The sequence below is a fragment of the Lentimicrobium saccharophilum genome (assembly GCF_001192835.1).
GTDB lineage: Bacteria > Bacteroidota > Bacteroidia > Bacteroidales > Lentimicrobiaceae > Lentimicrobium > Lentimicrobium saccharophilum.
The window spans coordinates 1800345-1813947 of the sequence record NZ_DF968182.1 but is presented as its reverse complement, the minus strand read 5'-3'; the positions used below and the strand labels follow the sequence as shown (position 1 = coordinate 1813947).

Genomic DNA, 13603 nt, shown 5'->3' with positions numbered 1-13603 from the left:
TAAAGATATAATTAATCTATGTTTAGGTGAAGATCTGGCCCGGATTCCCATTTGTCAGAATTGTACTGCCCCTGATTTCCGGCATATTGCTGCATCGTTACCTGTCTGAATGGTTGAACCTGTCAATTTACACTATTGCGATTCTGTCGCTTTTACTGATAATGGCAGGATTATCCGGCAGAATCATTACGGGTTATGGCAGCCGCTGGGTATTTGGTTTGCTGTTGAATCTGGTTTTTGTCATGCTGGGTTTTCAATTGGCATCACTGCATCATGAACTCAATTCGTCTGATCATTTCTCCGGATTATTGAATGATGAAAAGGCAATTTTTTCCGGAATACTGGCTGAACCTCCGTCTGAAAGGGCTAATTCATTCCGTGCAATTGTTAATATCGACAGGATTTATCAGGTTCAGGATGCAAGGAGCTGTAAAGGCAGGGTAATGGTATATTTTTCGAAGGATACAGTAGTTTCCGGATTGAAATATGGTGACCGCATTATATTCTCGACCCCACCTGTCAGGGTGACCCCGCCCGCCAACCCCGGGGAGTTTGATTATGCAGGATATCTCGCAAACAAAGCCATTTACCATCAGGTTTATCTTAAGCGGGCAGCTTATAGTGTGTCAAAAGGGAATAAGGGGCATTGGCTGAGGGCACTGGCTTTTAATGTGCGGGATGGGTTTTTGCAGGTATTCTCCCAATACGGGATTGGCGGCAGGGAGTTTGCCGTGGCCGCCGCCCTGATGATCGGATACGACGACCGCCTGGATCCTGAACAGCGGCGTGAGTTCTCAGGAGCCGGTGCTATGCATATCCTGTGTGTTTCCGGACTGCACGTGGGAATCGTATTCCTGATGGCCGACAAGTTTTTTTTCTTTCTTGGCAGAAGAAAGAAAGGAAAAGTGCTGAAGCCGCTGATGATTATTCTGGTTATCTGGCTGTATGCCCTGATTACCGGTTTGGCTCCTTCAGTGATGCGTGCCTCCCTGATGTTTTCGCTGGTAACGGTGGGCAACGCGCTCAGCAGAAAATCGCACATTTACAATACACTGGCCGCATCGGCATTTTTCCTTCTTATCCTGAATCCGGCCATGCTTTTCGAAGTCGGATTTCAACTTTCCTATGCGGCCGTTATCGGAATTGTAACCTTTCAGCCCCACTTAAAGAAGATCTGGGCACCTCAGTCCAAAGTGCTTAAATATTTGTGGGATATCCTCCTGGTTTCGTTGGCTGCACAGCTTGCTACCGGCCCGCTGTCGGTAATGTATTTTCACCAGTTCCCCAACTATTTTCTCTTAACCAACCTGTTGGTTATTCCGTTTGCCGGTATACTGATCTATACCGGAGTCATATTCCTTTTCTTTTCCCTGCTGCCGGCTTTCGGAAAGATTGCCGCATTTGTACTTGTTACCGAAGTTAAGTCCCTGAATTGGGTGATTGCAATGATTGAAGATTTGCCGGGAGCGGTCAGCCGGAACCTGTTTCTTTCAGGATTCTCAGCATTATTGCTGTACATGCTGATTCTTGCCCTGCTTGCTTTATACCTGAGCAACAAAAGGATATGGTTCAGCATCGCACTTGCCACCGTGCTTTTGCTGGCTGCCGATTACGCGAGGGTTAACGTGCTGCGGGCCAGGCAGCAAATGTTGATTGTGCACAGCCTGAACCGGCATTCTGCAATCAGCCTGGTGATGGGAAGAACACACAGCATACTGGCTGATTCTGCCGTTATCAGCGAACCTGGTATGCTAAACTATCCCCTCGAAGGCTTCAGGATTAAATCCGGACTCAGCCCTCCGGTGTTGGTTGGATTTGATGCAGAAACCCCTGCCGGAGATCAGGTATATTTTTATAAAAATGGATTTTTAAGATTTAGCGGATCCCGGTTTGCGGTTATATCAGGCGGATTCATTAAACCACCCCGGGGCCGGGCAATAAATGTGGATTATGTGATCCTTACTTCAAATGCGAAACTCAATGCCGATGACCTGACTGCTTATTTCCCCGGGGCTGAGTTTATTGCCGATGCATCAAATGCCTATCGCAGGACAATGGATTGGAAAGACGGTTTTGAAAAAGCCGGGGTGAAGTTTCATCCCGTTAAGGATAAAGGAGCATGGATTTTATCCTTGCCCTGATAATCAGTACGCGCATCGCTTTATGCTTTTGTGTTTCAGAATTCAAGATGGAGCATGATGGGAAGATGGTCGCTGAATCCTCCCTGGTAGCGCATCCCGTTGTAGGTCCTGTAAGGTTTCGTGCCGTTGTGGGCCCTGTCTTCTTCAAGCAGGAAAGGAAGGCGCAGGATTTCGGCCCTTTTCTCACCCAGCCTTAGGCCTTTTATTTTTAAAAGCAGGGGAGAGGAAACAATAAACTGATCTATGATGCTCCATTCTTCCCTGAATTTGTGCGTGCCGGTATCCCACTTGCCCATGAGCGGATGCATCAGGTTGAGCAGATAAAATCCGTGACCGTCCTGCTGCCGGTCTTTTGCATCAAGATGCACCAAAACACTTTCATCCGAAGGCTGATCGTTGAAATCCCCGGTAATTACTATTAATGCGGTGCTGTCTTTTTGCTGAAGGGAGTCCACCGCTGCCCTGAGGGTAAGCGCTGCATCACGCCTGCGCGTAATCGTAGCCGTTGCCCCGCCGTATTTTGACGGCCAGTGGTTGATAAACAGGTGCAAGGTATCCTTTCCGCCCACAAGTCCTTTCATATACAGGATGTCGCGGGTAGCCCCGGCGCTGTCTCCTTCAAAAATAACAGGTATGGCTTTATGATACAGATGCCTAACCCTGTCGGGACGGTAGATCAGTGCCACATCAATGCCCCTGGCGTCGGGCGATTCTTCATGCACTATCTGATAGCCAAAACGCTCAAGCGGTGTTCTTTTAAGCAGCTGAATCAATGAAAACCGGTTTTCGACTTCACAGAAGCCAATGATTTCAGGCGGCCTCCAGCCACCTGCACTGATGATGACTTTAGCGGTGTGTTGCAGCTTTTTCTCGAATTTCTTCCACGTCCAGGCGCGCATGCCACCGGGGAGGAATTCATCGTCATTTTTCAGGGAGTCGTCAAATGGGTCAAACAGGTTCTCAACATTGTAGAACATAATCCTGAATTCTTCAGGTTTATGTTCTTTTTCCTGGGATAAAGCAAAAAGCGGGAACAACAGAATGAATGCGATTGATATAAAATATCCGGTTGATTGATTTTGCAGGTTGAACATGACATGGTTGTTTCACTTACAAACTTAAATATTTTTGAGTTCAGTTCTTTCGTGCAACTGCGTGAAGCATGTTCTTTCGCTTGTTTAAACTGAGTATGAATAAGGCAATTGTGCAAAATCATCTTCTTAACTCATTATTTTTGACCCGCAAACCAAATGCTAACGGGAAATGGCACGCACCAGGAAAAAGAATTATTACCGGCTCACCCTTCAGTGGATAATTGTTGCTTTGCTGGCTTACATGCTTGTGAGGCCATTTGTTGACAGGTCGTATGTGGCAGATTTTGAAGCATATTGCCCGTTCGGCGGATTGCAGGCATTGTCGTCATTTCTGGCTAATAATTCTCTGGCCTGTTCCATGACGACCACCCAGATTGCCATGGGACTTGCCTTGCTTGCCGGCATATTCCTGTTCAGTAAGCTTTTCTGCAGTTACATCTGCCCCATAGGAACTTTTACCGAATGGCTCAGCAAACAGGGAAAGCGGCTTAAAATGAATATTATAATTTCCGGAATTGCAGACCGCTTGCTTCGTTTGCTGAAATATGCCCTGCTCTTTATTACCTTTTACTTTTCGGTAAGCAGCAGCGAACTTTTCTGCAAGACATTTGATCCGTATTATGCAATTTTTTCGGGTTTTAGCTCCGATGTAGTGATAAGTTATGCTGTGATGGCACTTTTGCTAGCCATCCCCGGTTCCTTCTTTGTGAGGCAGTTCTGGTGTAAATACATTTGTCCGCTCAGTGCCGCATCCAATATTTTTAGTTTTGGTTTTGTATTTCTCGGAATTGTTGCTCTTTATGCTGTTCTGACCGCCGGTTTAGGGCTTTCCATTGGTTGGATATGGTTGCTGGGCGCGCTCTGTCTGGCAGGTGTAATTCTTGAAACCACCCGCCTGAAGTTTGGAATATTTCCGGTTGTAAAAGTCACTCGTAATGCTGACACCTGCACCTCCTGCCGCCTTTGCGATAAAGCCTGTCCAATGGCAATAAAGATTTCTGATATCCCGAAGGTTCAGCATATTGACTGTCATTTGTGCGGCGATTGCGTAACAAGCTGTCCGGAACCGGAAACCCTGCAGTTCAGCAACCGAAAAATCAACTGGTTGCCGGCAGCGGCAACTGTAGCGCTTGTGGCATTTGGTTTTGCATTTGCTTCGGTTACAGATATTCCCACCATCAGCGAGAAATGGGGCAGCGCGGAACAAATGGAGACTGCCGCTGTCTACCGGCAGTCGGGGATTAAAAGTGTGAAATGTTTTGGCAGTTCCATGTCGTTTGCCAATCATATGAGGGAATTGCCCGGCGTGCTGGGTGTGGAAGCATTTGTGTCAGACAACAGCGTGAAAATTTATTATGATCCGGCTGTTACAAGCGAAACAGCGATCAAAGAATTTATATTTACGCCTGTTTCAAGGGTGATCGCAGCTCCGGCTCAAAATATCAGCCGGGTGGCTATGGCCGAATTTGCCGTGGATAAATTTTTCGATCCTTCCGATGCCGGGCTGCTGGCCATCAAGGCATCGCAGCAACCGGGCATCCTGGCTTTCGAAACCATGTTCGGTGAACCGGTTCACACCCTGGTTTATTTTGATTCCACTCTTGTTTCCACTGATGAGATCAGCAGGATAATTGAAGAAAAAAAGGTTAAGTGGGAAGTCGACGGAGATCCCCGTGAAGCAATCACCGGCTTTAAGGTGGCTTCGGTTGAACCGAAGGGTGCGCTGAACATGAAGGATTATCTCGGGAAAATGTATGAGCCGGTAGTACTGACTTTCAATGGCTTCGAAAATTATGATTCAACCCAAACAGCTGATGTTTTGCTTCCTTTTTCAGCCGCAGCCGATCCTTTGCTGGCAGATATGCCCTGGTACCTGCTCAGTCACATCAGCAACAACCGTGGTGTGGTGAAGTTTGAGGTAATCCCTTCAGATGCCGGTTTTGTGCTGGGTCTGGTTTATATACCTGAGATGACCGGCAGGGATGAAATAATCAGGCAACTGAATGAACCTGAGCTAAAGGTGCACCTGAGCGACGGGAGTTCACAGACATTTAAAAATCCCTATAAATTCTGAATATTCCGGGATTGTCCGTCAACTCAAAAAGTGATGGGTGATTACTGGCACTTAAGGTTATCTCACGATGATTTTTTGAGCTGCTGAATATACATTTCCCGATTCAATCGTGCAGAAGTAAATGCCGGCAGGCAGATCGTCGGTTGGAATGGTTAATTCCGGTTGTGTCCCTGAAACATTATAAGTTCGTATTTCTTTTCCTGCAGCATTCATCAGATGCACCACACCGTCCGGATTTCCTTCCGGCAAACGGATCGGAACCGTAATCCGGGAAGAAGCCGGGTTCGGAAAAGGACGAAAGTAGGTTTCGTTTTGATCTTCCTGATTTATATCTGTCCCGGTAAGTTGTCCGGGTAGATTGTAAACTCTTGTGGTGGTTGTGTACAGCAGGAGTGAGTAGTCATAGCTGTAGGCAAGCAGCTTCGTAACGCCATTATCAGTGGTGTAAATGCTGAATGTCTGGCATCCCGGAATACTGAGCAGTTCGGTGCCGTTTTCCCGGATGATTTTTGCCGTAAAGGTATAATACTGGTTTATTTCGTCATAGTAGTAATAAACATAAGCCAGGCATAGTGCATTGTCTGTGGTAAACAGGTTTTCACTCACATATCTGATGTCGTAAAGGTAATTACCGGCGGGTACATTCAGGTTAATCGTTTTCCACAAACTGTGGTCAGTATTGTAAATCCTGCATTGGTTCTGTCCGATATCCATCAGAAAAAACTTGTCGCCGGAATGTTGCAGGTGGGTATAAGTCCCGGAATAGTTATAAGTGTTTTCAAGAGTAATCTGAGCGAAGAGATTAATTGTCAGCAAAGTCTGAATAAGGATCAGGAGATTTCTTCTCATGTTTCTGAAGGAAGTTTTTAGGTAATGAATATGGCTCACTCAATAAATGATTGCGGCAAATTTATGCGAACCTGCCTCAGCACGGTTATGTTATTCATACAATATCTTATAAGATTTTAATTGAAACGGATTGGTGTTTCTATTTAAGGTATGTTTGCTTTTTCAAGCGCTACTTATAAATAACTGAATTGCTGAAATATTGGGAATAATTTCAGATTATGAAAAGTAAAATACCGGCCCGGATGGCTTTGCCCGATTTGCTGAAAGGAGTCGCTGTTCTGCTGATGATCCAGGTTCATCTTACTGAGTTGTTTGCTGTCAGTGAATTTTCGGAAAACCTGGCCGGAAGGATTTCGCTTTTTCTGGGTGGTGTTCCTGCAGCGCCTTTGTTTATGGCGGTGATGGGCTGGTTTGTTGGCGCCAGTCAGGCCGGTTTCGGCAGGCAGACCTTAAGGGGGCTGAAACTGATTGGCTGGGGCTTTCTGCTGAATATCGGCATGAATCTTCATCTTTTCCTGAGAATTTTCAACGGAACTTCTGCCATTGACCCTTTGCCTTATCTCTTTGGGGTGGACATCCTTTTCCTGGCTGGTTTAAGTGTAATTATTATCGCAGTTTTAAGAATCTTTCTGAAGAACCGGATTGCAGCATGGCTGGTTGTTGCCGTTATTGCAGCTGCAGCCGGCAAATATCTGCCGTCTATTGACGGAGCTCAACCATGCGTGACTTATGTGCTTTCATATTTCTATGGCCTTGCCTGGTGGTCTTATTTTCCTGTTTTACCCTGGCTGGCTTATCCCGTCTTCGGATTTGTCTTTTATCTGATTTATGAAGAATTCAATTTGTCTCTTTTATCACTGAAACAAAAGCTGATAGCTGCTACCGTATTGCTGGCAATGATCCTCATTACTTTTCAGTATGGTTTTTCTGTTTCAACGCACCTTGAAACCTTTTATCACCACGGAATTATATTTGCATTGTGGGCCGTTAGTTTTCTGCTTCTTTTAATCCTGATTTTCAGTATGATCGTTTCCCGGGCAGGAGATTTGCCACCGCTAAAGTATCTGAGGTGGATCGGGAGGCATGTGACTTCATTTTATGTAATCCAGTGGCTGTTAATCGGAAATACTGCCACACTGCTGTATAAAAGCGTTCAGGTGCCAGCCCTGATAATGTCCTTTATTTTAATCACCGCGGCCACCAGCCTGCTGGTCTGGCTCTGGTCAAAACGGTCAGCCTTCAGATATCTGGGCTGAATCAGGTAACAGACTGTGCTGCTTTAGTTAGCTTCAGTTTATAAATCATCGATGCTCAACAACTTGTTCTTCAGTGCAAAAAGGATCAGGTTTAAAGTATTGGGGACTCCGGCTTTTTCGATCATTCTCGCTTTGTGTCCTTCTATGGTGCGGATTTTCAGATTCATTAACCTTGAAATCTCATCGTTATGGTAACCCTTTCCTATATAATTAAGGATCCTGATCTCTTTTTCTGTCCATATACTGTTCACGGGATTATCATCAACTGGCGCATAGCTAGCTCTTCTTTTCGACAGGTAGGTGTAAATTTCGGGGGATGTGTAAGCAGAACCGGTGCGGATAATCTCCAGCGCATGAAGAAGTTCTTTTTCCGAAGTGGCTTTATGTATGATACCGGAAAAGCCTTTGTCCATGGCTGTAAAAAGGTCGGGATGCCTGGAGGTGTTTGTGAGCAGCACGCATTTCAGATCCGGATGTTTCTGCCTCAGTAAAAGGGCACCTTCAATACCCGTTTTCAGCGGAATGGTGAAAATCATCAGCAAATCGGCTCCCGATGTTTGAAAAAAAGCATCCGTATTGCTCCAGTTGTCTGACTCCCCGGCAATGACATACGCATGATTTTCATTGATAATCTTTTTAATTCCCTCACGGAAAATGACATGCGGATCAGAAATGTATATTCGGAAAGGGGCGATCATCCGGTATGGTTTTTATGGACAGGGTTTTAATGTATAGAACTTTTATTTACATTCATTAAGCGGGACTTTTCAGGCTCCGGAAAAGAGATCAGTCTGTTTTTCGCCATTCAGATAGTGTCTGTGCGTTGCAGTCCTGTAGGCAATTTTTTCCGGCGCAATAATCTGATTTTTTAATGCGAACAGCACCAGATCAAGGGTTGAGCTTTTTTTAGCTTTCGACAGCATATTGGAGCGGTGCTTTTCAACAGTCCGGGAACTGATATAGAGTTTTAATGCGATCTCATGCAGGCTGTAACCTTTGCAAAATAATTCGAGGATTTCGGTTTCGCGGCGAGAGAATTGAACAGGCTTTGCTTTATTTCTGCTGAGATTTACTGCATGGCCCACCAACTCGGGAGAAAAATAAGGTATTCCGTTGGCTGCGTTGGTCAATGCCCTGATGGTCTGGTCGAACCCTTCTGTTTTAAGAATAAAGCCAAAAATGCCGATGTCAAGCAACTGGTATAATTCTTCCTGTGATGCTTCAGCGCTGCATATGAGAATTTTAAGAGACGGTTTGATTTCCAATGCCCTGCGTGCAACTTCAGGCCCGTGAAGCCCCGGCATAAGCAGGTCAAGCAGTACAATTTCAGTTTCAATATCAGCAAGCTTCTGTAAAAATTCTTCACCATTTGATGCTTCCCCGGAAATCTCAAATAGTCCTGTATGCCGGATAATCCCGTTTAATCCGGTTCTTATCACTGCATCATCATCAACGATGAAAATTTTTTTCAATGATCCCATTATGCCCTGGCCGGTTATTTCCTGATTAAGCGTTCATCGTATGATACGATAAGATTACGCATTCCCTGTCGCGTAATTTACTTAATTGATTTATAGTATGAAATAACAAATATAATTCAATTTAATGTGAAATGCAATTGTTTGCTGCGTAATTTAACGTACATAGAAATATACTTTTTTACCCTATCGTATTTTAAATAAATGAGTTATCTTTCGTCAAGATTCAGGAAAGCAAATATTTAGGGTAATTTATGGGAATTTTATGATCTGATGCATTCATCCTGATGCAAGATTTCTGCATGTACTATCTGATCCTGCTACATATATAATATGCTTCAGGTACTTGAAATGCTAAACTAAACTGGCCTGACAGGAAACCTTCAATTCAGGTATTACTTTTTCAAACCCCAACTGCAATTTCCGGGCAGAATTTCCGGAGGAGATGTACTTTCTTCATCTATGTGAATGTATCTGGCCATCGTATTGCCGGATGTATGGATGAAAGATTGTTTTGGGTTTTCTTCTGCCTGTTTGGAACGAAGAGAATAATGCTGCTTGTTTCAGGAAGTATCAGGAATGCCAGCCTGATGCTTTTAAGTTATTGATATCGTGTTTGTACTAAAGAATAACCAATTATAACCACAATTTTTAATGCCAAAACAACACCGTTATGAAAAATCTGAACACATCCCGGCAACCCCGGGCTGAACGCGCTTATGGCTTATCCGGCGCAGCATGGCTTTTGGGGTTTATCTTGCTGCTATTGACAGTAGGGCTGCAAGCCCAGACGCTGCTGCAACTTGACAGACAGATTGCAACCATGCTGGCCTCGCCCAATACAGCCATTGTAGATGAGGGGCAACATCTCCAAAGTCTTGTTGCGGACCTGCATCCAACCCTTTACATCACCAAAGGCGAGTTCACTTATTATGGAGGAGACTATCCGTTAAGGGTGAAGTGCGATGCCGCATCCATCTCGAATCTTTACCAGCCGCTGCCGGCATATTCCGGCGTTGAACTGATCATTATCAGGGTGACCAGCCCTGCGGAGCTGGGTGCACAGGTAGATCTCACCCGGCTCACGGCTTTTACACAGCTGAAATACATCTATTTCCTCTGCACTTTCGACGTGTGCCCTGAATTCAACCAGAGCCGCACCTGTGTCGAGAATCGCCTGAGTCCTATGCTCTCGGGGCAAGGTGATGGGGTGATGATGATACTTTATAAAGTCTCAATTCCTTCCTGATTCAACAACATAAAAACCAAAAGCCATGAAAAAGATCTTGAATTCTGTATTCACCTGCGTGAATACGATGGTGGGTGTCATCGTGTTGTTGATGCTCACAGGATTGATGTTACAGTCTGCTTTTGCCCAGGTAAGGGTGGATTTTGAACCCAGGACTTCCGTTTATACACCGACCAAAACCATTTACAACGTCAGAGGCGACTTTACCATGATCGGGAACACCAACATGACACTTGTAGAATATGACGATAACGAACCCAACAGTCAAAATGACATGCGGTACGTGGATGTTGACGGTGACCCGGCAACCGTTAATTCTTCTGCTGCAACCCTTGCTTTGTCAACAGAAAACGGTGCAAACCCGTTATGCTCAAATATCATCTATGCCGGACTCTACTGGACAGGAAGGGCTCATGACGGAGGGAGCAGTCCGAATACTTTTACGGTAGGTGGCACTCCTGCCGATTATTATAATTCGCAAGTAATCAGTGATTATACATTGACGATTACTCAGACCGGATCTACTTCACGTATTGCTACTTATACTTTTCAGCCTGTTACTGGAGATCCTGTAGTTTTTGTTTTTACTACCTCAAGCGCTAGTGTAACATCTTTGACAGTTCAGGTTGGAAGTGGTTCGCCAACAAATGTGCCTTATACATCTAGTTCAGGTACAAGTGGGGATAATTGGGTGCTTGTTACTTTTAATACAGGCTATGTAATCACCACCGGAGGCAGCACAATTACTGTGAATAGTCTAAGAAAAACTTATATAAATAATACCATTGATGATGATTTTTGGGCAAATATTACGCTTCCGAGTTTTGGATTAAATAAGCTGGCGGTTAAACTGAAGCATGCTTCCGGCTCTTATCTCGATGTAACCGCTAATTCAGCAGATATTTATTACCCGAGCAATACCGATGGTAATATGTACTCTGCTTATGCTGAAGTCACAGATTATGTAGTACAGCATGGGCCCGGAGAATACACAGTCGGCAATATTGCGCTGCGCGAAGGGAATGGCACAGCAACCGGATTTTACGGTGGCTGGGGTCTGGTGGTCATTTACGAGAATTCGAAAATGGGCTGGCGTGACATCACCCTGTTTGACGGACACGCTTACGTTGAAGGGAATACAACTGTGAGCTATGACCTTCCTGTTTCCGGTTTCAGTACTACCCAAAGCGGGGATGTAAATATGAAAATGGGGATGATGGCCGGCGAAGGGGATGTAAGTATTCCCGGCGACTATTTTCAGATCATCAACCAGGCCAGCAACTGGGTTTCGCTCAGTCATGCAGGCAATGCAACCAATAATTTCTTCAACAGCTCCATCTTTACCGGGGGCAATGCCCGCAATCCGAACCTGCTGAACAATACGGGGATGGATATTTCCATGTTTGCAATCCCGAACACGGGAAACAGCATTATTACCAATAATCAGAACTCAACCACGTTCAGATATGGCTCAACGCAGGATACCTACATTATATTTTGTATAGCCATGGCAGTGGATGCCTACCGGCCGGAACCCGAAGGCCTCAATACCCTTGCCTCAATAAACGGGATGCCTTATACCCCCGGGATGCAGGCTTTGCCGGGGCAGACCATTGTTTATCAGCTTGAAGTCAGAAACAAGGGAACGGAACCCATCAACAATGCCCAGGTGGTCATTCCGATGCCTTATTCCGCATCCTATGTAAGCAGTTCGGCCAGCTTCACCTATACCCCGGTTGGAAATTCCGCCCCTATCTATGATGCAGGAGCAGGCGCAACCGGTTCAATTGTATGGGATTTGGGTACTCTTCCGCTTCCGGCCGATCCGGATGACCTGCTCGCCACCCTTACCTATACGCTTCAGGTAACAACAAACTGTGTAATCCTCAGCAATGCCAACTGTGAGGTTGCGGTGACTGTGGATGGAATTATAGAAGGAACCGGGGCCACCTCCCTTATTGAAGTTTCTGAAGTTCCTTTTATACAGGGTTATACAACCATCGGCGAGTGTGAAGGAGAGCCCATTTACGATCCTGTAAACGTGCTGATTGATGCAGCAGACTATGTGAACCAGAATTGTCAGGGAACCCCGGCAATCCCTGATTTTGCCTATTGCAATTTCCCCGGAGGGGTTATCCCCGTTACCGAAGTACTTGGGAATTTTCCGGCAGGATCAAGGTTCTACAATGAGTATCCACCCGATGAAGGCTCGACCGAATATACCATCGGAAATCCTTTCCCGGCAACCCCCGGAACTATTACGTATTATGCTGTACCTCCCGGTATCACGGATTGCTATTACGAATTCACGATTACGGTGACCAGCATAGATACATCTCCTGACCCGGTAAATCCTGAATACTGTCAGGATGATACCGCTGTGCCACTGACAGCAACACCGACAGACCCGGAATATACTTTATATTATTACACAACATCAACAGGAGGTAGCTCTCAGCTGAGCATAACGCCTTCAACGGCCACGCCCGGTATAACCAATTACTGGGTAGCTGAAGGGGTGTCAACCAGTTGCGTAGGGCCCAGGGTTCCCATTACGGTTACCGTTCACCCCCGTCCTGACTGCCTGATCACAGGTCCGGATGGTCCGGTCTGTCCGCTGACTACCGGCCTGGTTTACTCGGCTCCGGCCGGCATGAGTTCCTATGCATGGTCGGTTACCGGAAATGCAACCATCGTTGGTGCTGACAATGCCCAGACAGTCAGCGTAACAGCCGGTTCTGGATGTAACCAGTCATTTACCCTGAACCTGACGGTGACCAACAGTTTTGATTGCAGCAGGACGTGTGAGAAGGAGGTGAGTGTGGTGGCTCCAGAGGTTGAAGTTACCTGCGCTGAACCGGTTAACCTGCCCGCATGTACACCTGCCGTTGATATCCAGGCTGCCTATACTTCATGGGCTGCCGGCTTCAGCTTCACCGGTGGTTGCGGTGCTACAAGCAACATTGCCCAGGTCCCGACACTGCCTGCAGACTTCTGCGACGGCGTTAACCTGAGCTTTATTTATACCGCCAGCGATGACTGCTCCAGCGATCAGTGCACTTCGACCTTTGTTGTGGCTCCTGATGTTGATCTTGTTGTTACCTGTGCTCCTGCTGTTAATATCACCGATCCTTGTGCTACACTGGCTTCCATTGAGGATGCTTATGACGCATGGGTTGCCGGCTTCGGCAATACAGGCGGCTGCAATGTAACCACCAATATCGGTCAGATACCTCAGCTGCCTGCCAATGTTGAATGTATAGGTGCTAACCTGTCGTTCACCTACATGGTAGATGGTGACTGCGAAGATGATCAGTGCACTTCGACCTTTGTTGTGGCTCCTGATGTTGATCTTGTTGTTACCTGTGCTCCTGCTGTTAATATCACCGATCCTTGTGCTACACTGGCTTCCATTGAGGATGCTTATGACGCATGGGTTGCCGGCTTCGGCAATACAGGCGG

General features: G+C 46.0%; 9 protein-coding genes. 5 read left to right on the top strand and 4 right to left on the bottom strand.

Annotation, left to right across the window (positions count from 1 at the left end; genetic code table 11):
- Positions 1-26 precede the first annotated feature (26 nt).
- Positions 27-2141 carry a ComEC/Rec2 family competence protein gene (locus TBC1_RS06845; RefSeq protein WP_062040068.1) on the top strand — a complete coding sequence of 705 codons (2115 nt, stop codon included), beginning with the start codon at positions 27-29 and terminating at the stop codon, positions 2139-2141.
- Between the two features lie 35 nt (positions 2142-2176).
- Here the strand turns inward: TBC1_RS06845 and TBC1_RS06840 are convergent, their stop codons facing one another.
- On the bottom strand, positions 2177-3235 hold the full coding sequence (locus TBC1_RS06840; RefSeq protein WP_062040066.1) for an endonuclease/exonuclease/phosphatase family protein: 1059 nt from the start codon (positions 3233-3235) through the stop codon (positions 2177-2179).
- 169 nt (positions 3236-3404) lie between these two features.
- Here TBC1_RS06840 and TBC1_RS06835 point away from each other — a divergent pair, with 169 nt between their 5' ends.
- Entirely contained in the window at positions 3405-5309 is a 1905-nt protein-coding gene (locus TBC1_RS06835; RefSeq protein WP_062040064.1) for a 4Fe-4S binding protein, read from the top strand.
- Between the two features lie 57 nt (positions 5310-5366).
- Here TBC1_RS06835 and TBC1_RS06830 read toward each other — a convergent pair whose 3' ends face one another.
- Complete coding sequence (locus TBC1_RS06830; RefSeq protein WP_062040062.1) at positions 5367-6158, bottom strand: T9SS type A sorting domain-containing protein; 792 nt, start codon at positions 6156-6158, stop codon at positions 5367-5369.
- Between the two features lie 218 nt (positions 6159-6376).
- On the opposite strand from TBC1_RS06830, the gene TBC1_RS06825 reads away from it, so the two are divergent.
- Complete coding sequence (locus TBC1_RS06825) at positions 6377-7414, top strand: heparan-alpha-glucosaminide N-acetyltransferase domain-containing protein (protein WP_062040060.1); 1038 nt, start codon at positions 6377-6379, stop codon at positions 7412-7414.
- A 38-nt stretch (positions 7415-7452) separates the two neighbouring features.
- Here the strand turns inward: TBC1_RS06825 and TBC1_RS06820 are convergent, their stop codons facing one another.
- Both TBC1_RS06820 and TBC1_RS06815 read right to left on the bottom strand, forming a co-directional pair.
- Positions 7453-8112, bottom strand: coding sequence for a response regulator (locus TBC1_RS06820; RefSeq protein ID WP_062040058.1), 660 nt, complete (start codon positions 8110-8112; stop codon positions 7453-7455).
- Positions 8113-8181: 69 nt separating this feature from the next.
- Positions 8182-8895, bottom strand: a complete 714-nt coding sequence (locus tag TBC1_RS06815; protein WP_062040057.1) for a response regulator transcription factor — start codon at positions 8893-8895, stop codon at positions 8182-8184.
- Positions 8896-9565: 670 nt separating this feature from the next.
- Here TBC1_RS06815 and TBC1_RS06810 point away from each other — a divergent pair.
- Positions 9566-10141 carry a hypothetical protein gene (locus TBC1_RS06810; protein ID WP_062040054.1) on the top strand — a complete coding sequence of 192 codons (576 nt, stop codon included), beginning with the start codon at positions 9566-9568 and terminating at the stop codon, positions 10139-10141.
- Positions 10142-10166: 25 nt separating this feature from the next.
- The coding region (locus tag TBC1_RS06805; RefSeq protein WP_062040052.1) for a DUF11 domain-containing protein at positions 10167-13603 on the top strand (3437 nt) is incomplete at its 3' end.

Coding starts and splice junctions, on each gene's coding strand:
- TBC1_RS06840 (WP_062040066.1), bottom strand. CDS start 3,235: ATGTTCAACCTGCAAAATCAATCAACCGGATATTTTATATCAATCGCA.
- TBC1_RS06835 (WP_062040064.1), top strand. CDS start 3,405: ATGGCACGCACCAGGAAAAAGAATTATTACCGGCTCACCCTTCAGTGG.
- TBC1_RS06830 (WP_062040062.1), bottom strand. CDS start 6,158: ATGAGAAGAAATCTCCTGATCCTTATTCAGACTTTGCTGACAATTAAT.
- TBC1_RS06825 (WP_062040060.1), top strand. CDS start 6,377: ATGAAAAGTAAAATACCGGCCCGGATGGCTTTGCCCGATTTGCTGAAA.
- TBC1_RS06820 (WP_062040058.1), bottom strand. CDS start 8,112: ATGATCGCCCCTTTCCGAATATACATTTCTGATCCGCATGTCATTTTC.
- TBC1_RS06815 (WP_062040057.1), bottom strand. CDS start 8,895: ATGGGATCATTGAAAAAAATTTTCATCGTTGATGATGATGCAGTGATA.
- TBC1_RS06810 (WP_062040054.1), top strand. CDS start 9,566: ATGAAAAATCTGAACACATCCCGGCAACCCCGGGCTGAACGCGCTTAT.